18 protein-coding genes are annotated in these 20910 nt (G+C 66.9%); 10 read left to right on the forward strand and 8 right to left on the reverse strand.

Going from position 1 to position 20910, the window contains the following annotated elements; genetic code table 11:
- Positions 1-18: 18 nt before the first annotated feature.
- The 4 genes from IE100_RS13680 to IE100_RS13695 form a co-directional block, all read right to left on the reverse strand.
- Entirely contained in the window at positions 19-1326 is a 1308-nt protein-coding gene (locus IE100_RS13680) for a TolC family outer membrane protein (RefSeq protein WP_189374915.1), read from the reverse strand.
- Positions 1327-1407: 81 nt separating this feature from the next.
- On the reverse strand, positions 1408-4464 hold the full coding sequence (locus IE100_RS13685; protein WP_189374916.1) for an efflux RND transporter permease subunit: 3057 nt from the start codon (positions 4462-4464) through the stop codon (positions 1408-1410).
- A gap of 13 nt (positions 4465-4477) precedes the next feature.
- Positions 4478-5551 carry an efflux RND transporter periplasmic adaptor subunit gene (locus IE100_RS13690; RefSeq protein ID WP_189374917.1) on the reverse strand — a complete coding sequence of 358 codons (1074 nt, stop codon included), beginning with the start codon at positions 5549-5551 and terminating at the stop codon, positions 4478-4480.
- A 20-nt stretch (positions 5552-5571) separates the two neighbouring features.
- Positions 5572-6237, reverse strand: coding sequence for a TetR/AcrR family transcriptional regulator (locus tag IE100_RS13695; RefSeq protein ID WP_189374918.1), 666 nt, complete (start codon positions 6235-6237; stop codon positions 5572-5574).
- A 249-nt stretch (positions 6238-6486) separates the two neighbouring features.
- Between IE100_RS13695 and argB the strand changes: the two genes are divergently transcribed.
- On the forward strand, positions 6487-7359 hold the full coding sequence (gene argB, locus IE100_RS13700) for an acetylglutamate kinase (protein ID WP_189351806.1): 873 nt from the start codon (positions 6487-6489) through the stop codon (positions 7357-7359).
- Between the two features lie 132 nt (positions 7360-7491).
- Positions 7492-7923 (forward strand): CBS domain-containing protein, encoded by a 432-nt coding sequence (locus IE100_RS13705; protein ID WP_189374919.1) that lies wholly within the window; start codon positions 7492-7494, stop codon positions 7921-7923.
- A gap of 105 nt (positions 7924-8028) precedes the next feature.
- On the opposite strand, the gene IE100_RS13710 is transcribed toward IE100_RS13705, so the two are convergent.
- Positions 8029-8808 carry an IclR family transcriptional regulator gene (locus tag IE100_RS13710; protein ID WP_189374920.1) on the reverse strand — a complete coding sequence of 260 codons (780 nt, stop codon included), beginning with the start codon at positions 8806-8808 and terminating at the stop codon, positions 8029-8031.
- A 153-nt stretch (positions 8809-8961) separates the two neighbouring features.
- Between IE100_RS13710 and IE100_RS13715 the strand changes: the two genes are divergently transcribed.
- The 3 genes from IE100_RS13715 to IE100_RS13725 all read left to right on the forward strand — a co-directional run bounded on the left by IE100_RS13715 (position 8962) and on the right by IE100_RS13725 (position 13222).
- Complete coding sequence (locus IE100_RS13715) at positions 8962-10149, forward strand: acyl-CoA dehydrogenase (RefSeq protein ID WP_189374921.1); 1188 nt, start codon at positions 8962-8964, stop codon at positions 10147-10149.
- Positions 10150-10312: 163 nt separating this feature from the next.
- A complete protein-coding gene (locus IE100_RS13720; protein ID WP_189374922.1) occupies positions 10313-11506 on the forward strand; it encodes a CaiB/BaiF CoA transferase family protein in 1194 nt (397 codons plus the stop codon).
- Between the two features lie 96 nt (positions 11507-11602).
- Positions 11603-13222: an electron transfer flavoprotein-ubiquinone oxidoreductase gene (locus tag IE100_RS13725; RefSeq protein ID WP_189374964.1), complete on the forward strand. Its 1620-nt coding sequence runs from the start codon at positions 11603-11605 to the stop codon at positions 13220-13222.
- Between the two features lie 80 nt (positions 13223-13302).
- On the opposite strand, the gene IE100_RS13730 is transcribed toward IE100_RS13725, so the two are convergent.
- Positions 13303-13659 (reverse strand): translation initiation factor Sui1, encoded by a 357-nt coding sequence (locus tag IE100_RS13730; RefSeq protein ID WP_189374923.1) that lies wholly within the window; start codon positions 13657-13659, stop codon positions 13303-13305.
- Positions 13660-13998: 339 nt separating this feature from the next.
- On the opposite strand from IE100_RS13730, the gene IE100_RS13735 reads away from it, so the two are divergent.
- The 4 genes from IE100_RS13735 to ylqF all read left to right on the forward strand — a co-directional run bounded on the left by IE100_RS13735 (position 13999) and on the right by ylqF (position 16199).
- Positions 13999-14529 (forward strand): hypothetical protein, encoded by a 531-nt coding sequence (locus IE100_RS13735; protein WP_189374924.1) that lies wholly within the window; start codon positions 13999-14001, stop codon positions 14527-14529.
- A gap of 96 nt (positions 14530-14625) precedes the next feature.
- Positions 14626-14979 carry a DUF4870 family protein gene (locus tag IE100_RS13740; RefSeq protein ID WP_189374925.1) on the forward strand — a complete coding sequence of 118 codons (354 nt, stop codon included), beginning with the start codon at positions 14626-14628 and terminating at the stop codon, positions 14977-14979.
- 62 nt (positions 14980-15041) lie between these two features.
- Complete coding sequence (locus IE100_RS13745; protein WP_047968423.1) at positions 15042-15254, forward strand: DUF3820 family protein; 213 nt, start codon at positions 15042-15044, stop codon at positions 15252-15254.
- A gap of 3 nt (positions 15255-15257) precedes the next feature.
- On the forward strand, positions 15258-16199 hold the full coding sequence (gene ylqF / locus IE100_RS13750) for a ribosome biogenesis GTPase YlqF (RefSeq protein ID WP_189374926.1): 942 nt from the start codon (positions 15258-15260) through the stop codon (positions 16197-16199).
- 80 nt (positions 16200-16279) lie between these two features.
- Here the strand turns inward: ylqF and ruvX are convergent, their stop codons facing one another.
- Together ruvX and IE100_RS13760 are read right to left on the reverse strand one after the other, a co-directional pair.
- Positions 16280-16711 carry a Holliday junction resolvase RuvX gene (ruvX, locus tag IE100_RS13755; RefSeq protein WP_189374927.1) on the reverse strand — a complete coding sequence of 144 codons (432 nt, stop codon included), beginning with the start codon at positions 16709-16711 and terminating at the stop codon, positions 16280-16282.
- Positions 16704-17264: a YqgE/AlgH family protein gene (locus IE100_RS13760; protein ID WP_189374928.1), complete on the reverse strand. Its 561-nt coding sequence runs from the start codon at positions 17262-17264 to the stop codon at positions 16704-16706. The genes ruvX and IE100_RS13760 overlap by 8 nt, the downstream gene beginning before the upstream one ends.
- Before the next feature lie 157 nt (positions 17265-17421).
- Between IE100_RS13760 and smc the strand changes: the two genes are divergently transcribed.
- Entirely contained in the window at positions 17422-20907 is a 3486-nt protein-coding gene (smc, locus tag IE100_RS13765) for a chromosome segregation protein SMC (protein ID WP_189374929.1), read from the forward strand.
- Positions 20908-20910 lie beyond the last annotated feature (3 nt).

Genomic DNA, 20910 nt, shown 5'->3' on the forward strand with positions numbered 1-20910 from the left:
GTCCGCTGCAGGCAGGGATCAGAAGAAGCGGTTGACCTCGGCCACCACCTCGTCGTCCAGCGTGCCGGCGGCCTGTGCCAGTGCCAGTCGCGCCTGCAGGAAGTTGTAGCGTGCCTGCGCCAGCGCGCGGATGGCGTCCTGGTAGTCCTTTTCCGCGTTGAGCAGGTCGAGGTTGGTGCGCACGCCGACGTCCTTGCCCAGGCGGGTGGCGTCGAGCTTGCTCTTGGCGGAGACCAGCAGCTGTTCCTGCGCCCTGACCAGCGCTGCGCCGTTGCTGACCCCCAGCCAGCTGCGGCGCACGTTCTGCGCATTCTGGCGGCGGGCAGCCTCCAGGTCCTCGCGCGCCTTGTCGAGGTTGGCCGCGGCTTCGGTCACTTGCGAGTCGATGGCGCCGCCGGCGTACAGCGGCAGCGTCAGGCTGAGGCCGAGGCTGCTGCCGCGCGTGGTGTCGCGGCCGCTGGCGACGCTGGCGGCGTCGGTGCTGCGGTTGTGGCTGTAGCCGGCATTGAGGCTGACCGTGGGCAGGTGCTTGCCGCGCGCTTCGTCCAGGTTCTTTTCGGCCAGCGCCAGCTGCTGCTGTTGCAGCTGCAGCGCCAGGCTGTTCTGCTGCGCGCGTTGCGTCCACGCCTCCAGCGTGCCGAGGTCGGCGGCGCTCAGTTGCGGCTTGTCGCGCAGGCGGCGGATGCTTTCCGGGTTGAGGCCGGTCAGCTGCGCCAGCGCGTTGCGCTTGAGGTCGAGGTCGCTGATGGCGGCGATTTCCTGGGCGCTGGCGGCGTCGTAGCCGGCCTGTGCCTCGTGGGTGTCGGTGATGGTGGCGGTGCCGACCTCGAACGCCTTGCGCGCCTGCGCCAGCTGGCGCTCGTAGGCGGTCTTGGTGGCGCGGGTGACGGTGAGCACGTCCTCGGCCAGCAGCGCGTCGAAGTAGGCACGGGCGACGTCGATCACCAGTTGCTGGCCGCTGGCGTCGAACTGCAGCTGCGCCACGTTGCTGGCGATCTTGCCCTTCTGGTAGCCGCTGTAGCTGGCGGTGTCGAACAGCGGCTGCGTCAGCTGCACGCCCAGGCTGTCGCTGCGGTAGTTGCCGGTAGCCGGTTGCAGCGGCTTGGTCTGGGTGCTGGCGGCGCTCAGCCCGACGCTGGGCAGCAGCAGCGCGCGCCCCTGGACCGCCTTTTCGGCTCCGGCACGGTTGGCGGCGCTGGCGCTGGCGTAGCCGGCATCGTACTGGCGCGCGGCCTGCAGCGCCTGCAGCAGGTCGAAGGCGTGGGCCGGGGCGGCGAGGGCGCTGCCGAGCAGGGCGCCGAGGCCTAAGGTGCGGATGAGCTTCATAGTGGGCATTCCGGTTGCATCATTGACGGTGCTGAAACCGCTACCTTACCCAATTCCGGTAACGGCTTCACGCAGGATTGATTAATTTGTTTGCGGGCGCTTGACGCCGAACCACTGCGCGTACAGCGCCGGCAGGAACAGCAGCGTCAGCACGGTGGCTACCAGCAGGCCGCCCATGATCGCCACCGCCATCGGCCCCCAGAAGGTGCTGCGCGACAGCGGGATCATCGCCAGGATCGCCGCCAGCGCGGTGAGCATGATCGGGCGGAAGCGGCGCACGGTGGAGCCGACGATGGCCTCGAAGCGGTCGATGCCCTCGCCGATGTCGGTCTCGATCTGGTCGACCAGGATCACCGAGTTGCGCATGATCATGCCGAACAGCGCGATCACCCCCAGCATCGCGACAAAGCCGAACGGCGCGCCGAACAGGATCAGCGTCAGCGTGACGCCGATCAGGCCCAGCGGCGCGGTCAGCACCACCAGCAGCGTGCGCTGGAAGCTGCCGAGCTGGATCATCAGCAGCGTCAGCACCACGACCAGCATCAGCGGCGTCACCTTGGCGATCGCACCCTGCGAGTTCTGGCTCGCCTCCAGCGAGCCGCCCAGCTCGATGTGGTAGCCCAGCGGCAGCGTCTTCTCCAGCTGCTGCAGCTTGGGCCACAGCGCCTTGGAGATGTCGGCGGCCTGCACGCCGTCGGCGGCATCGGCGCGCACCGTCACCGTCGGCAGCCGGTTGCGGCGCCAGATGATGCTTTCCTCCGGCTGGTAGCTGATGGTGCCCAGCTGCGCCACCGGCACGTACTTGCCGCTGGCGGTCTGCACCATCAGGCTGCCCAGCGCATCCACCTGCTCGCGGCCGGCATTATCCAAGCGCGCCACGATGCCGATGCTGCGGTCGCCTTCGCGCCATTCGCTGACGGTGCTGCCGCTGAGCAGCAGCTGCAGCTGGCGGCTGAGCGACTGGTTGGAGACGCCCAGCACGCGTGCCTTGTCCTGGTCGATCTCCACCCGCAGCGCCTTCACCTGCTCGCCCCAGTCGATGTTGACGTGGCGGGCGCCGGGGTGGGCGCGCAGCAGCGTCTCAACGTTGGCCGCAATGCTGCGCACCTTGGCGTGGTCCTCGCCCATCACGCGGAACTGCACCGCGTAGCCGACCGGCGGGCCGTTCTCCAGCCGCGTGACACGGCCGCGCACCATCGGGAAGTCGCGCTCGAACAGCGTTTCCAGCTTGTGCTTGACGTCTTCGCGCACCTTTTCGTCGCGCGTCATCACCATCAGCTGCGCGTAGTTGAGGTGCTGCTGCTGCTGGTCCAGCGGCAGGTAGAAGCGCGGGCTGCCGCCGCCGACGTAGGCGGTGGTGCTGACCACGTGCTGGTCGTCCTTGATCAGCGCCTCCAGCTTGCGCACCTCGGCCTCGGTGGCCTGGTAGCTGGCGCCCTGCGGCAGCCACATGTCCACCATCAGCTCGACGCGGTTGGAGGAGGGGAAGAACTGCTGCTGCACGAACAGCTTGAACGCCACCAGCGACAGGATGAAGGCGGCCGCGGTCAGCGCGATCACCGTCTTGCGGTGGTCCAGGCACCACTCCACCGTGGCGCGGAAGCGCAGGTAGAACGGCTTGTGGTAGACGTCCTCGTGCGCGCTGGCGGCGGGATGCTCCGGCAGCAGCTTGTAGCCGAGGTAGGGCACGAACACCACCGCCACGATCCACGACAGCAGCAGCGCGATGCTGACCACCGAGAACAGGCTGAACACGTACTCGCCGGCGTTGGAGCGGGCCATGCCCACCGGCAGGAAGGTGGCCGCGGTGAGCAGGGTGCCGGTCAGCATCGGGAAGGCGGTGCTGGTGTAGGCAAAGGTGGCGGCCTGGAACTTGTTCCAGCCCTGTTCCAGCTTCAGCGCCATCATTTCCACCGCGATGATGGCGTCGTCGACCAGCAGGCCCAGCGCGATGATCAGCGAGCCCAGCGAGATGCGCTGCAGGTCGATGCCCAGCAGGTACATGGCGAGAAAGGTCATCGCCAGCACCAGCGGGATCGACAGCGCCACCACGATGCCGTTGCGCACGCCCAGGCTGAGGAAGCACACCGCCAGCACGATCACCACCGCCTCGATCAGCACCTTCATGAACTCGCCGACCGCGTTCTTCACCACCTGTGGCTGGTCGGACACCGAGTGGATCTGCATGCCGACCGGCAGCTTGTTCTGTACCTCCTGCATCAGCAGCTGCAGGTTGTTGCCCAGTTTCAGCACGTCGCCGCCCTGTTTCATGCTGATGGCGAGACCGAGCGCCGGCTTGCCGTCAAAACGCATGCCGAAAGATGGCGGGGTGACGAACTGGCGCTCGACCGTGGCGATGTCGCCCAGGCGGAAGTTCCTGCCTCCGGCGCTGAGCGGGGTGTCGGCAATGGCCGCCACCGAGCCGTAGCTGCCGGAGACGCGCACCCAGATGCGGTCACTGGCGGTGTCGTAATTGCCGGCCGGCGTCATCGCGTTCTGCTCCGCCAGCGCGCTCCAGATGGTGCGCGCGTCCAGCTGCAGCGCCGCCAGCTTGGCGTTGGACAGCGTCACGTAGATGCGCTCTTCCTGCTCGCCGATCATGTCCACCTTGCCGACGTCGGGCAGGCGCAGGATCTCCTGGCGCACGTCGTCGACGTAGCGGCGCACCTCCTCGTAGCTGAAGCCGTCGCCGGTAAAGGCGTAGATGTTGCCGAAGGTGTCGCCGAACTCGTCGTTGAAGAAGGGGCCGCGGATGTCGGCGGGCAGGGTGTGGCGGATGTCGCCCAGCTTCTTGCGCACCGTGTACCACAGCTGCTGCACGTTCTTCGGCGGCACGTCCTCGCGGATCGACAGGATCAGCAGCGCCTCGCCGGGCTTGGTGTAGCTCTTCACGTACTCCAGCTCGCCCATTTCCTGCAGCTTCTTCTCGATCTTGTCGGTGACCTGCTGCTCGGTCTCCAGCGCGGTGGCGCCGGGCCACAGCACGCGCACCATCATCGCCTTGAAGGTGAATTCCGGGTCTTCCTTCTGCCCCAGCTGGGTGTAGGCGAACAGCCCGGCCACCATCAGCACCACCATCAGGTACTGCACCAGCGAGCCGTTGCGCAGCGCCCATTCTGACAGGTTGATTTTTTTCATCGTCGCCGGCTCCTTATTGCTGCAGCAGGCTGACGCGCTGGCCGTCGCGCAGCAGGTGGACACCGGCGGTGACCACCTTCTCGCCGCCGGCCAGGCCGGACTGCAGCGTCACGCCGTGGCTGTCGAGGCGGGCGACCTGCACCGCCTTGCGGCCAACCTTGTTGCCGCCGTCGATCAGCCACACGTAGTGCTTGCCGTTCTCGTCGAGAATGGCGCTGTGCGGCAGACGGATGGCGCGCGGCTGGCCGCCGGCGGCCAGTGCGCTGATGCGCGCGGTCATGCCCAGCCGGACATCGTCGCCGGCGTTCGCCAGCTGCAGCCGCGCGGCGTAGGTGCGGGTGGCCGGGTCGGCGTCGGCGGCCAGCTCGCGCAGGCTGGCGGGGAGCTCGCGGCCGTCGGCCCACAGCGCCACCTTGAAGCCGCTGGCGCGGCGTACCCGCTCCAGCGCGTTTTCCGGTACCTGGAACAGCACCTCGCGCGCGCCGTCGGCGGCGAGCCGGGCCACCACCTGGCCGGCGGCGACCACCATGCCCGGCTCGGCGCTGATCTCGCTGATGACGCCGTCACTGTCGGCCAGCAGCGAGGTGTAGCTGCCCTGGTTGCGGCTGGCGGCCAGTGCCGCCTGCGCCTGCTGCAGGCTGGCGCGTGCGCTGCTGACCGCCGCCTGCTGGCGGTCGACCTGCGACTGGCTGATGAAATTCTGTGTCAGCAAGTCGCGGAAGCGCCGGAGATCGGCCTCCTGCTGCTGCAGGCTGGCCTGCGCCGCCGCCAGTTGCGCCGCCTTGGCCTGGCTGTCGAGCTGGTAGTCGCTGGCATCCAGCATCGCCAGCACCTGGCCGCGCCGCACGCGCTCGCCGCTGTTGACGCGCTTCTCCACCACCTTGCCGGCGACGCGGAAGGCGAGGCGGCTCTCCTGGCGGGCGCGGACCTCGCCGCTGAATTGCTGGCTGGCGGCAGCGTCGCTGCTGCTGGCGACGGTGTAGCGGACCGGGCGGATTTCCTCGACCAGTTTGACCTCGTCGCGGCAGGCGGACAGGGTCAGCAGGAGCGCGCCGGCCAGGGCCAGGCGGGGGTAGTGCGGTGCCATCGTGATTTCCTCGTTGCGTTTTATTGTTGTGGCTGACGGTCGGCCATCAGGCCGTTCAGCATCAGGTCCATCGACAGTTCCAGGTACTGCAGCGGCGGCATGGAGCGGTGCTGGCTGTCGCTGATCACCTTGCCGAAGGAGCAGCGCCAGGTCATGGTCAGCATCATCGGCGCCACCAGGGTGTCGACCACCGCGTGCGGGTTGATGTCGCGGAACTCGCCGCGGGCGACGCCGCGCTGCAGGATGCGCAGCAGCATGTTGTGGCTGGGCTCGATCACCTCGGCGTGGTAGAAGCGCGCCAGCTCCGGGAAGTTGGTGGCCTCGGCGAACATCAGCTTGCAGATGCCGGCCAGCGGCGATTCGCCGACTTCCAGCCACCAGCGCCGCATCATCAGCCGCAGCAACTCGGCGCTGCTGCCCTCGAACTGCTGCTCCAGTTCGGCAAAGCTGGCCAGCCGCGTCACCAGGTTCTCGCGCAGCACCGCCTTGAAGATGTCTTCCTTGTTCTCGAAGTACAGATAGGGCGTGCCCTTGGTGACGCCGGCAGCCTTGGCGATGTCTTCCATCTTGGTGGACTTGAAGCCGCGCTCGACAAACAGCGCCAGCGCCGCGTCCAGGATCTCCGCCGGGCGGACTTCCTTGCGGCGGTGCCAGCGGGTGATCGGGCAGCAGGATGGTTTGCTCATGGCGGTGTTCTCTGAATACTTGTTCATTAATCTGATGGCCGGACTTTAGTGCAAGCGCTCGGTATCGGCAATTAATAAATCAAAATTTATTTGCAAATGGCGTATCGGCGGCGGCGTGCTGTTGCAGCGCTGCCAACAGGCCCTTATTCGCGGCGCGATGTGCACAAACGCCAGCCGAATCGGCCGTGCTTGGGTAGAATGCGGCGCAGCAATAGCTGTTTCTGATTCCGACTACCGTGGAGATGCCCCGTGAGCGTAGCCCCCATCGACAAGGCCGCCATCCTGGCCGAAGCGCTGCCATATATCCGCAGCTTCAACAACAAGACCATCGTGGTGAAATACGGTGGCAACGCGATGACCGACGACAAGCTGAAGGAAGACTTCGCCAAGGATATCGTGCTGCTGAAACTGGTCGGCCTCAACCCGGTGGTGGTGCACGGCGGCGGCCCGCAGATCAATGAGCTGCTGGAGCGCGTCGGCAAGGAAGGCCAGTTCATCCAGGGCATGCGCGTCACCGACAGCGAGACCATGGACGTGGTGGAAATGGTGCTCGGCGGCCTGGTGAACAAGGAAATCGTGTCGCTGCTGAACAAGCACGGCGGCAAGGCGGTCGGCATCACCGGCAAGGACGGCCACTTCATCCGCGCCAGCAAGCTGTTCCTGAAGTCGGAATCCGACGAAAACATCGACATCGGCCAGGTCGGCGACATCGAGCACATCGACCCGAGCCTGGTGGCGCTGCTGGACAGCCAGGATTTCATCCCGGTGATCGCGCCGATCGGCGTCGGCCAGGACGGCGAGGCCTACAACATCAACGCCGACGTGGTGGCCGGCAAGCTGGCCGAGACGCTGAAGGCGGAAAAGCTGGTGCTGATGACCAACACCCCGGGCGTGCTGGACAAGCAGGGCAAGCTGCTGACCGGCCTCACCGCCGCCAAGGTCGACGAGCTGTTCGCCGACGGCACCATCAGCGGCGGCATGCTGCCCAAGATCAGCTCGGCGCTGGACGCGGCCAAGAGCGGCGTGAACTCGGTGCACATCATCGACGGCCGCGTACCGCACGCGCTGCTGCTGGAAATCCTGACCGACGAAGGCGTCGGCACCATGATCAAGGCCGGCTGATTCCGCGCCCGTTCCCTGCCAAAGGCCGCCGTTGCGGCCTTTTTCTTTTGGTCCTGGCCGGCGGCTGTCTATATTGAACGCAATACGGTTCTACGCCGGCATATGCCGGGCGGTCATCAAGGGGAGGGCGGCATGCAAACAGTGCGACAACTGCTGGAGAACAAGGCGATCAAGGACCTGATCAGCGTCGGGCCGGAAATGACGGTGTTCCAGGCGCTGCAGGTGATGGCGGAGCGCGACGTCGGCGCCATCCTGGTGATGGAGATGGGCGACGTGGTCGGCATTTTCTCCGAGCGCGACTACGCGCGGCGCATCGTGCTGATGGGACGCACCTCGGCCGGCACCAAGGTGCGCGACATCATGACCAGCAAGGTGATCTTCGTGAGTCCGGGGCAGAGCATCGGCGAGTGCATGGCGCTGATGACCGACCGCCGCATCCGCCACCTGCCGGTGATGGAGGACAACCGCGTGATCGGCCTGCTGTCGATCGGCGACCTGGTGCACGCCACCATCGCCGAGCAGCAGTTCGTGATCGAGCAGCTGGTGAAGTACATCCGCACCTGAGACAGGCGGCGCCCGCCGCCTCGCAAAAAACCCGGCAAGAACGACAAAAGGTTGGCCGCAACGCTTGCGGCCAACCTTTTGTGCTTGCCGGGGCGTGCTATCGGTTCAGGGCACGATCCGGCGCGCCAGTTGCATCAGCGCCGGCGCGATCTGCTTGCGCATCGCCTCCGCGTTGAAGGCGAAGGCCGGGCCGCTGGCGTTGAGGCACACCACCGGCATGCCGGGCACCGGCGACGGCAGCGCGACGCCGACCGCCATCACGTCGCGCTCGAACTCGCCGAACGACTCGCTATAGCCGAACTGCGCGTAGTGCTCGCAGCTGGCCTGCAGCCGCGCCGCCACCGCCGGCCAGTCGCCGCCGTAGCGCTGCGCCAGCTCCGGCGCCAGCGCGGCGCGTTCCGCCGGCGACAGGATGGCGTAACAGGCGCGGCCGATGGCGGTGCTGGCCAGCGGCACGCGCGAACCGACGGTGAGCTGCACCGACACCCGCGCCTGGCTGCGGCAGGTTTCCAGATAGACGATGTCGGTGCCGTCGCGCATGCCGAGGCTGACCGAGATGGTGTTGTCGAGGGCGAACTCGCGCATCAGCGGCGAGGCGACGCGGCGGATGTCGTAGCTGCCGAGCACGGTGGAGCCCAGCGCCAGCACCGCCAGCCCCAGCCGGTAGTAGCCGGTGTCGTGATCCTGGGACAAATAACCGAGCTTGGTCAGGGTGTAGGTCAGCCGCGACACGGTGGATTTGGGCAGGTCGGTCCGTTGCGCCAGCACCTGGTTGGACAGCGCGCCCTCGCCGGGCTGGAACGCCGCCAGCACGCGCAGGCCACGGGCCAGCGCCCCGACGAACAGGCGGTCTTTTTCCTCGTCTGTATCTGGGTTTGACGACATCGGCAATCGGCTCTCTTTCTGGATGAGTGGCAAGAATAGTGCACCGCCTTATATCGACCAAGAAAAAACTTTACAGCCTCCGGTCGAGTTGTTAGTCTATTTTGCATTGTAGAACGTAATTCCGCAATGCGGAATTGCTTAAGGAGAGTCCACATGGCTGCAGCATCCAATCGCGCCCCTTTCCAGTGGGATGACGCACTGTTACTGAACGATCAGCTGACCGACGAAGAACGCATGGTGCGCGACAGCGCCTACGCCTACTGCCAGGAACGCCTGCTGCCGCGGGTGCTGACGGCCAACCGCGAAGAGCGCTTCGACCGCGAGATCATGAGCGAGATGGGCGAGCTGGGCCTGCTCGGCTGCACCATCGACAGCCACGGCTGCGCCGGCCTGTCGCACGTGGCCTACGGCCTGGTGGCGCGCGAAGTGGAGCGTGTCGACTCCGGCTACCGCTCGGCGATGTCGGTCCAGTCCAGCCTGGTGATGCACCCGATCTGGGCCTACGGCACCGACGCGCAGAAGGACAAGTACCTGCCGAAACTGGCGACCGGCGAATGGGTCGGCTGCTTCGGCCTGACCGAGCCGGACGCCGGCTCCGACCCGGCCGGCATGAAGACCCGCGCCCGCAAGGTGGACGGCGGCTACGTGCTCAACGGCAGCAAGATGTGGATCACCAACAGCCCGATCGCCGACGTGTTCGTGGTGTGGGCCAAGGACGACGACGGCGAGATCCGCGGCTTCGTGCTGGAGAAGGGCATGAAGGGGCTGTCGGCGCCGAAGATCGAGGGCAAGTTCTCGCTGCGCGCCTCCATCACCGGCGAGATCGTGATGGACAACGTGGCCGTGGGCGAAGACGCGCTGCTGCCGCACGTGAAAGGCCTGAAAGGCCCGTTCGGCTGCCTGAACAAGGCGCGCTACGGCATCGCCTGGGGCGCGATGGGTGCCGCCGAGTTCTGCTGGCACGGTGCCCGCCAGTACACGCTGGACCGCAAGCAGTTCAACCGTCCGCTGGCGGCGACCCAGCTGGTGCAGCTGAAGCTGGCGAACATGCAGACCGAGATCAGCCTGGGCCTGCAGGCCGCACTGCGCGTCGGCCGCCTGATGGACGAAGGCCGCGCCGCGCCGGAAATGATCAGCCTGATCAAGCGCAACAACTGCGGCAAGGCGCTGGACATCGCCCGCATCGCCCGCGACATGCACGGCGGCAACGGCATCTCCGACGAATTCCACATCATCCGTCACGTGATGAACCTGGAAGCCGTCAACACCTACGAGGGCACGCACGACGTGCACGCCCTGATTCTGGGCCGCGCCCAGACCGGTATTCAGGCGTTTGCCTGATCGCTTGCGGGCGCACCGGGCAAGGGTGTCCCGTGCGCCTGGAGTGTGATGTACCGCCGCCGGCCTCCACCAGCGGCGCGAGTTGGTTCCTGTCTGTCCTTAGGGCTCGGTGCAACCGAGCCATTTTTTTCGCGGCCAACGTTGGCCGCAAAGGAGAAGCATCATGGCTGGCGCATTGTCGGGTATCAAGGTTCTGGATCTGAGTCGTGTCCTCGCCGGGCCGTGGACCGGGCAGCTGCTGGCTGATCTCGGTGCGGAAGTGATCAAGGTGGAGCGCCCCGGCAGCGGTGATGATACCCGCCACTGGTCGCCGCCCAGCCTGCCGGACGGCACCGCCGCCTACTACCTCGCCGCCAACCGCGGCAAGCAGTCGCTGACCGTCGACATCACCCAGCCGGCCGGACAGCAGATCGTGCGCCAGCTGGCGGCCGAGTGCGACGTGCTGCTGGAAAACTACAAGGTCGGCGGCCTGAAGAAGTACGGCCTCGACTACGACAGCCTGAAACAGCTGAACCCGCGGCTGGTGTACTGCTCGATCACCGGCTTCGGCCAGGACGGCCCCTACGCCGAGCTGCCCGGCTACGACTACATCGTGCAGGGCATGTCCGGCCTGATGAGCATCACCGGTCCCGCCGACGGCGAGCCGCACAAGGTCGGCGTCGCGGTCACCGACCTGTTCACCGGCCTGTACGCCGCCAATGCGGTGCAGGCGGCGCTGCTGTCGCGCCACCGTACCGGTGAAGGCCAGTACATTGACATGGCGCTGTTCGACTGCGCGCTGGCGATGCTGTCCAACGTCAACATGAACTGGCTGGTCGGCGGCGAAGTGCCGCCGCGGCTGGGCAATGCCCACCCCAATATCGTGCCCTACCAGGTGTTCAGGACCGCCGGCGACGGCCACTTCATCCTCGCCTGCGGCAACGACAAGCAGTTCCGCGCGGTGTGCGAGGTGCTGCAACTGCCACAACTGGCCGACGACGAGCGCTTCGCCAGCAACCCGAAGCGGGTGCAGCACCGTGCCACGCTGGTGCCGCTGCTGGCCGAGGGCTTCATGGCGCGCGGTCGCGACGAATGGCTGAAACTGCTCGACGCCGCCGGCGTGCCGTGCGGCCCGATCAATACCGTCGCCGAGGCATTTGCCGACCCGCAGATCCGTCATCGCGACATGGCGTTGCAGATGACCGACAGCAAAGGGCAGAACGTGCCCCAGGTGGCCTGCCCGATCAAGATGTCGGCCACGCCGCCGCAGTACCTGACGCCGCCGCCGGCGCTGGGCGAACACACCGACGCGCTGCTGCGGCATCTGGGCTACGATGCGGTGGCAATTGCACAACTGCGCGCCGCCGGAACCGTTTAAACGCTTGTTTGATTTTGACGCGCAGCCACATTCATTGGCATCATTGCGCTTATTGTCCCCTGCCAGCGCAAAGGAGAAGCGGTGGAACGCGAATACATGGAATACGACGTGGTGGTAGTCGGGGGCGGGCCTTCCGGCCTGTCCGCGGCCATCCGTCTCAAGCAGCTGGCTGCCGAAAAAGGTCAGGAACTCAGTGTCTGTCTGCTGGAGAAAGGCTCCGAAATCGGCGCCCACATCCTGTCCGGCGCCGTGCTGGAGCCGCGTACGCTGAACGAGCTGATCCCGGACTGGAAGGAAAAGGGCGCGCCGCTCAATACCCCGGCCAAGCAGGACAGCTTCCTGCTGCTGACCGAAACCGAGTCGATCAAGCTGCCGACCCCGCCGCAGATGAACAATCACGGCAACTACATCATCAGCCTGGGCAACTTCTGTCGCTGGCTGGGGCAGCAGGCGGAAGAGCTGGGTGTGGAAATCTACCCCGGCTTTGCCGCCGCCGAGGTGCTGTACCACGCCGACGGCTCGGTGAAGGGCGTGGCCACCGGCAACGTCGGCACCGGCAAGAACGGTGACGAGGAGGGCGAACCGGGCATCGAGCTGTGGGCGAAGCAGACCGTGTTCGCCGAAGGCTGTCGCGGCTCGCTGACCAAGGGCCTGTTCGAGCGCTTCCAGCTGCGTACCGGCGCCGATCCGCAGACCTACGGCATCGGCATCAAGGAGCTGTGGGAAGTGAAGCCGGAGCTGCACGAAGAAGGCAAGATCACCCACACCGCCGGCTGGCCGATGGACCAGAAAACCTACGGCGGCTCCTTCCTCTACCATCTGGAGAACAACCAGGTGGTGGTCGGCTTCGTGGTCGGTCTCGACTACGAGAATCCCTACCTGTCGCCGTACGAGGAATTCCAGCGCTTCAAGACCCACCCGGCGATCAAGGGTGTGTTCGAAGGCGGCCGCCGCCTGTCCTACGGTGCGCGCGCGATCTCCGAAGGCGGCCTGCAGAGCATTCCGAAACTGACCTTCGCCGGTGGCGTGCTGGTCGGCGACACCGCCGGCTTCCTCAACGTGCCGAAGATCAAGGGCACGCACACCGCGATGAAGTCCGGCATGCTGGCCGCGGAAGCGGTGTTCACGCTGCTGGCGGCCAACCCCGAGGCACAGGGCGCGGAGGCGGTCGGCTACACCGCCGCCTTCAAGCAGAGCTGGCTGCACGACGAGCTGCACAGCGTACGCAACATCCGCCCGTCGTTCCGCTGGGGGCTGTGGCCGGCGATGATCTATTCGGCGATCGACACCTACCTGTTCCGCGGCAAGGCGCCGTGGACGCTGCGCCACAAGCACGCCGACCACGAGTGCCTGAAGCCCAAGGACGAGTGCACGCCGATCGCCTATCCGAAGCCGGACGGGGTGCTGACCTTCGACCGCCTGTCGTCGGTGTTCATCTCCAACACCAATCACAGCGAAGACCAGCCGCCGCACCTGCAGCTGAAGGACACGACCGTGCCGATCCGCATCAACCTGGAAAAGTACGACGCGCCGGAACAGCGCTACTGCCCGGCCGGGGTGTACGAGATCGTCGGTCGCGAAGAGGGCGAGCCGCGGCTGCAGATCAACGCGCAGAACTGCGTGCACTGCAAGACCTGCGACATCAAGGATCCGACCCAGAACATCAACTGGGTGACGCCGGAAGGCGGCGGCGGGCCGAACTACCCGAACATGTAAGCCGCCACCACGGACAACGCCGCCAGCAGGGTGCTGGCGGCGTTTTTCATTGCGGCCAACCTTGGCCGCATCCGGCGAACTCAGCCGCCGCTGCGCTTTGCCGTCCAGCCCTGCTTCTGCAGCTCGGCCATCAGTAGCGCCACGTGTTCGCCCTGGATCTCGATCTGGCCGTCCTTGACCGTGCCGCCAGTGCCGCAGCGCGCCTTCAGCTGCTTGCCCAGCGCCAGCAGTTCGCCGCCGGCCAGCGGCACGCCGCTGACCACCGTCACGCCCTTGCCCTTGCGCCCCTTGGTCTCGTGGCGCACGCGCACGATGCCGTCGCCGGCCGGCGCGGCGGCCGCCTGGCAGGCGCAGGCGTCCAGCGGTGCGCGGCAGGCGGGGCACATGCGGCCGTGTTCGGTGGAGTACACCAGTCCGCCGCTGGCATGCTTCTTCATGTTGCGTCCTTGTCCTGTTTGCGAAAAAACTGCACCGACAAACCTTGCGATGCAGGAATGACGCATTGTATTGCGCGATCGCGCGCGGCTCAAATGGCGACGCCGCTTGACAGCCGCCGCCGCGCGGGCGCATCATCGTCCGCTATGGCTACTGTTATCCGTTTCGTGTCCCACGCTTATTATTATGGTTACCGCACTTCTTTGGCGGCACCAGGATGCGTCACGGGCTGAATAAGCCTTACCCCCGAATCCCTGATCAATGCCGCCGCACTCTGGCGGCATTGGTGTTTCTGGGCTGTTCCAATGTTTCCGGTTTGCGGCACCCAACGGAGTCCGAACATGGAAAATCATCGTTCCTGGCAGCTGCCAGCGGCAAAACACGGCATCAGCAGCGTGCTGTGCATCGTCAGCGACGTCGAGCACGGCTCGCATCTTCCCGGCAACCCGGTCGCCCGCCTGCAAGCCCTGCTTGCCGGGCAGCAGACCCCGGCAGTGCTTGAGTCGCTGTTCCCCGAGGTGCGCAGCCTGGCCTACCTGTCGGCCGGCGGCCGCTCGCCGCAACGCGCCGACTGGCTGGCCGCGCGGGTGCTGGTGTTCGCGTTGCAGCATCTGGAACTGGCCAGCCACGAACTGGCGCTGATGGACGCGGTAAACCTGCGTTTGCAGCAGCTATCGCGTAAACTGGCACTGGATTGCCCGCTATTGCGCTCGTTCGCGCTGTTTTGTGGCGCGCGGCCGTGGCGCACCCACGGTCACGGCGAGCAGCTGCTGAGCGTGACGGCGTCGCCGGTGGCGCAGTCGCTGGCACTGCGCCGCCAGCTGGGCGCGCATCTGGCGCGGGTGCAACAGGCACTGGCAAAGCTGGCGTGATGCCGGTGCAGACAAGCAGCATGGCTAACAAAGCCTGGCGTGACGGCAGTGCCGCCGCGTAACGGTTTTGTTAGCCATGCTCGAACGGGAGAAGAGATGGACGACGGTTATCTGCAGCGCGTACCCCGCGCCGACGACACACTGAAAACCCTGACCCTGGTGGTGTACGCGCTGCAGGCGCTGAGTCTGTTTGTCGGTGTCACCGCCATCGTCGGCATCATCATCAACTACCTCAAGCGCGATGAGGCCGCCGGCACCGAGTGGCAAAGCCACTTTGCCTGGCAGATCCGCACCTTCTGGTGGGCGCTGATCGGCTTCGCCGTTTCCTGGCCGCTGACTCTGCTGCTGGGGCTGGGCGTCGTCACCGGTTTTGCGGTGTGGGTGTGGTACGTGTACCGCATCGTGCGCGGGTTTCTGGCGTTTAACGACCGCCGACCGCTGCCGCAGTGAATGCTTGCTGCGCATTGGCCACAGCTTTGGCACAATGCGCGGCTGATTTTTGAATGAACGCGATGAACCCCGAACATCTGCAACTGCTCGTCACCCGCGTGATGCCCTACGGCAAGTACAAGGGCCGCGTGATCGCGGACCTGCCCGGGCACTACCTGAACTGGTTCGCCCGCGAGGGCTTTCCGCCGGGCGAGATCGGCCGCCTGCTGGCGCTGATGCAGGAGTTGGATCACAACGGGCTGTCATCGCTGCTCGACCCACTACGAAAGCGATAATACATGGCCATCCAATGGTTCCCCGGACACATGAACAAAGCCAAGAAAGAGCTGCAAGAGCGTCTTGGCGGAATCGATGTGGTCATTGAAATGCTGGACGCGCGCCTGCCGGCCTCCAGCGCCAACCCGATGATCGCGCAGCTGGCCAAGCGCAAGCCGTCGATCAAGGTACTGAACAAGCAGGATCTGGCCGATCCGGCCGTCACCCGGCAGTGGCTGGACTGGTACCGCAAGCCGGGCACCATCGCCATCGGCCTCGACGCCTCGGAGAAGTCGCCGGCGCAAAAGCTGATCGAGGCCTGCATGGACGTGGCGCCCAACCGTGGCACCATCGACAAGCCGCTGCGGGTGGTGATCTGCGGCATTCCCAACGTCGGCAAGTCGACGCTGATCAACAGCATCACCGGCCGCCGCATCGCCAAGACCGGCAACGAGCCGGGCATCACCAAGGGTCAGCAGCGCATCATGCTGTGCGATGAGATCGAGCTGTTCGATACCCCGGGCATGCTGTGGCCGAAGATCGTGGTGCCACAGGGCGGCTACAACCTCGCCGCCAGCGGCGCGGTGGGCCGCAACGCGATGGACGAGGAGGAAGTGGCGCTGGAGCTGCTGGCCTACCTGATGCGCTACTACGGCAAGGAGCTGGACGCGCGCTACCACATCGGCGACATCGCCGGCCTGCAGGACTGGCAGGTGATGGAGCTGATCGGCAAGAAGCGCGGCGCGATGCTGCCCGGCGGCCGCATCAACATCCAGAAAACCGCCGAACTCATCCTCACCGACTTCCGCAGCGGCGCGATCGGGCGCCTGACGCTGGAGCGGCCGGACGAGTGGAAAGCCTGGGAAAAGGCGGCCAAGGAAGCCGCGGTCCTGCGCGCCGCGGAGAAGGAAGCCGCGCGCCTGGAGCGCGAGGCGCGTGTCGCCAAGGCCGCCAAGCGCCGTTAATCCGTTGCGGCCAACCCTGGCCGCAAGCAAACAAAAAGCCCGCAGCACGTGCCGCGGGCTTTTTTGCGTGAGGGGCCGGTTCAACCGAGGCGCTCGCCCGGTTCCTCGAACCAGGCCATCACGATCGCCTGCGCCGCCACCTGGTCCAGCACCGGCTTCTGCTTGCGACCGCGCACGCCGGCCTCCTCCAGCAGGCTCTCGGCGATCACCGAGGTCAGCCGCTCGTCCACCAGCCACACCGGCAGGCGGTAGCGGCCGTGCAGGCGCTGCGCGAACTTGCGGCATAACGCGGTCAGCGCGTGGGCATTGCCGTCCATGTGCGTCGGCAGGCCAACGACAAAACCGGTCGGCTGCCATTCCTCGATCAGCTTGCCGATGGCGGCAAAGCGCACCTCGTTGCTGTCGCTGCTGATGGTGGCCAGCGGGGTGGCGATGCCCAATTCCGGTTCGCCCAGCGCCACGCCGATGCGCTGCTCGCCGAAGTCGAAGCCCAGCAGCGTGCCCTTATGCATGACCGGCGTCCGTGCACAGCAGCGACGGGTCGAAGCCCAGCAGCTTGATGGCGCTGTCGAAACGCGCCTCGCTCGGGGTGTCGAAGATCACCCAGTCGGCGGCGGCGACGGTCAGCCACTGGTTGGCGGCGATTTCCTCTTCCAGCTGGCCTTTTTCCCAGCCGGCATAGCCGAGGCTGACCAGCAGCTTGTCCGGGCCCTGCGCCTCCGAGACCGCCTGCAGGATGTCCTTGGAGGTGGTCAGCGCCAGGTCGTCGGTGATGGTCAGCGTCGACTGCCAGTTGCCGATCGGCGTGTGCAGCACGAAGCCGCGGTCCGGCTGCACCGGGCCGCCGAAGTGCACCGGCACGGTATTGGCCTCGTCGTTGGCCAGCGGCAGGTCGATCTGCTCCAGCAGCTGCGCCAGCACCAGGCCGGACGGCTTGTTGATGATCATGCCCATCGCCCCCTGCTCGCCGTGCTCGCAAATGTAGACGATGCTTTTGGCAAACAGCGGGTCGGTCATGCTGGGCATGGCGATCAGAAAATGATGTGCAAGGGTCAGCGTATCCATGGCTGCATTATGGCAACCATTGTCATGGCCGGCAAAGCACATCGCACAAAAGCGCCACCCGGATCGCGCGCCAGGGCCGCCGGCCGGTAAAGGTTGGCCGCAGCGGCGCGGTTGCTTGCTAAAATGGCCGACCGATTTCTCCTGAGCTGGATACCCCTTGCGCCTCACTCACATCAAACTGGCGGGCTTCAAGTCCTTCGTCGACCCCACCAGCATCGCCGTTCCCGGCCAGCTGGTGGCGGTGATCGGCCCCAACGGTTGCGGCAAGTCCAACGTGATCGACGCCGTGCGCTGGGTGCTGGGCGAGTCGTCCGCCAAGCAGCTGCGTGGTGAATCGATGCAGGACGTGATCTTCAACGGCTCCAGCACCCGCAAGCCGGTGTCGCGCGCCTCGGTGGAGCTGGTGTTCGACAACGGCGACGGCCAGCTCACCGGGCCGTGGGGCCAGTACGCCGAGGTGTCGATCAAGCGCGTGCTGACGCGGCAGGGCGAATCCAGCTACTACATCAACAACCAGCAGGTGCGCCGCCGCGACATTACCGACCTGTTCCTCGGCACCGGCGTCGGCGCGCGCGGCTACGCGGTGATCGAGCAGGGCATGATCTCGCGCATCATCGAGGCGCGGCCGGAAGAGCTTCGCGCCTACCTGGAAGAGGCCGCCGGCGTGTCGCGCTACAAGGAGCGCCGCCGCGAAACCGAAAACCGCCTCTCCGACACCCGCGACAATCTGACCCGCATCGACGACCTCAAGCTGGAGCTGGCGCGGCAGGTCGAGCGCCTGACCGAGCAGGCCGAGGTCGCGGCCAACTACCAGGACATGCGCGGCGCGCTGACCTTCAAGCAGAACCTGCTGGCGCTGGCGCGACGCGAGGAAGCGGCGCGGCAGGAAGCCGCCGCGCGCGGCGAACTGGCGCGCATCGAGACCGAAGAAACCGCGCTGGAAGCGGCGCACACCCACCTCGAAACCGAGCTGGAGACGGTGCGCGAGGCGCACTACGCCGCCAGCGACGCGGTGCACGAGGCGCAGCAGGCGCTGTTCGAGGCCAACGCCAGTCTGGCGCGGCTGGAAGAGCAGCAGCGCCACCGCCTGCAAAGCCGCGAGCGGCTGGAGCGCGATCTGGCCGGCGCCCGCAACGAACGCCAGCAGCTGGCGGAACAGAAAGCACAGGTCGAGCACGAGCTGGACGACTGGCTGCCGCGGCGCGAAGAGGCGCAGATGCGCATGGAAGAGGCGCAGATGGGGCTGGAAGACGGCGCCGACGGCCTGCCCGGTGCCGAGGCCGCATTCCGCGTCGCCGACCAGCGCCTGGCGCAGATGACGGCGCAGATCGCCAACCTCACCCGCGAACGCGATCTCGCGCGACAGCAGGGCGAACACCTGCGCCGCAGCATCGAGCAGCTGGCCGGGCGCGAAGACGCGCTGCGCCGCGAGCTGCACGACCTCAACCTGCCCGACAGCGGCGTGCTGGAAGCGGCGCAGGCCGAGGTCGCGCGCGCGCAGGCGGCGCTGGACGCGGTGCGCGCCAGGTTGGCCGCAGACGAGGCCAAGCAGGCCGATCTCGGCAGCGAGCGCGAACAGCTGGACAAGACGCTGAACGAACTCCATACCGACGCCGCCCGCGCCGAGGCTGAAGTCGCCGCGCTGGACGCGGTGCTGGCGCGCGAGGCCGCCGGCGAGCAGCTGGCCGGCTGGCTGGCGGCGCAGCAGATGGACGGCGCGCCGGCGCTGTGGCAGAGCCTGCAGGTGGACGAACAGTGGCGCGCGGCGGTGGAAGTGGTGCTCGGCGACAGCCTCGCCGCCCGTGCCGCCGCCTTGCCCGGCGCGCTGCCGCCGGCGCCGCTGGCGCTGGTCGATGGCTCCTCAATGCCCGCCGTTGCGGCCAACCTTGGCCGCCAGCCGCTGCTGGCCGTGGTCAGTGCCGGCGCGCCGTTTGCCGCCGCGCTGGCCGACTGGCTGGCCGGCGTCTACTGTGCCGACACGCTAGACGATGCCATCGCCCGCCGCGGCGAGCTGGCCGCCGGCGAATGCTGGGTCACCCCCGACGGCCACCGCGTCAGCGCGGTCAGCGTGCGCTTCAACGCCGCGCAGGCCGGCGACGGCATGATGGCGCGCAAGGCGGCGCGCGACGCGGCGGCAGAAAGGTTGGCCGCGGTGCAGCCGCAGATTGATAGCACCCGGAAACGGCGTGACAGCGTGGCGTCGATGCTGGGCATGCTGGCCGAGGCGGTGCGCGCACAGAAGGGATCCGTGTCGCGGCTGGAGGCGGAGCTGAACGCGGTGACGCTGGAGCACGTGAAGCTGGAGCAGGCGGCGCGGCAGGGTGCGGCGCGGCTGGCGGCCATCCGCGCCGAACAGCAGCGCCTGCGCGACGAGCGCGACACGGCGCAGGAAACCATCGCGGAAGCGGAGCTGCTGGCCGAAGAAAACGCGATGCAGCTGGAAGAGCTGGCCGAACAGCTGGAAGACGCGCGGCTGGCGCGGCTGAACGCCGAAACCGGCCTCGAGCTGGCGCGCAACAAGACGCGCGACGCCGAGCGCATGCTGCACGAGATCAAGCTGGCGCAGCACACCGCCGAGCAGAAGGTGGCCGAGCTGGCGCGCCGCGCGCGCGAACTGGAAGACCGCGACCAGCAACTGGCCGAGCGCCTGGAAACGCTGGCGATGGAGGCGGAAACGGTGGAGGAGGCGGCGCCGGACGAGGTGCTGCAAGAGGCGCTGGTGCTGCGCGAAACGCGCGAGCAGACCCTGGCCGCGACACGCGACCAGCTCAACGCGCTGACCGAGACCCTGCGCCAGCACACGCAAAAGCAGCAGGAAGTCAGCGCCGCGCTGCCGGCATTGCGCGAGGCGCGCTCGGACTGGCTGCTGAAGCACCAGGAGGCGCGACTGAACGTGGAGCGCTTCGACGAGGAACTGAAAACCGCCGAGGCGGACGAAGCGGCGCTGCTGCCGCACCTGAACGACAGCGTGAAACCGAATGCGCTGGCGGCGGAGATCGCACGGCTGGCGCGCGCCATCGAGGGCCTCGGCGCAGTGAACCTCGCCGCGCTGCAGGAGCTGGAAGAGGCGCAGAAGCGCGGCGAGTATCTGGCCGGCCAGACCGACGACCTGCTGCAGGCGATGGCGACGCTGGAAGAGGCGATCGCCAAGATCGACGGCGAAACCCGCGACATGCTGCAGACCACCTACGACGCGGTCAACGCCAAGATGAGCGAGTTCTTCCCGACGCTGTTCGGCGGCGGCCGCGCCGAGCTGGTGCTCACCGGCGACGACCTGCTGTCGGCCGGCATCCAGATCATCGCCCAGCCGCCGGGCAAGAAGAACAGCACCATCCACCTGCTGTCCGGCGGCGAGAAGGCGCTGACCGCGATGAGCCTGGTGTTCTCGCTGTTCAGCCTCAACCCGGCGCCGTTCTGCCTGCTGGACGAGGTGGACGCGCCGCTGGACGACGCCAATACCAGCCGCTTCTGCGACCTGGTGAAGCAGATGGCCGCGCACACGCAGTTCCTGTACATCAGCCACAACCGCCTGACCATGGAGATGGCCGAGCAGCTGGTCGGCGTGACCATGCAGGAGCAGGGTTGCAGCCGCATCGTGGCGGTGGACATCGTCGAAGCGCTGAAAATGCGCGAAACGGCCTGAGCG

Origin of the sequence: Vogesella alkaliphila (genome assembly GCF_014652475.1) — a bacterium.
Taxonomy (GTDB): Bacteria; Pseudomonadota; Gammaproteobacteria; order Burkholderiales; family Chromobacteriaceae; genus Vogesella; species Vogesella alkaliphila.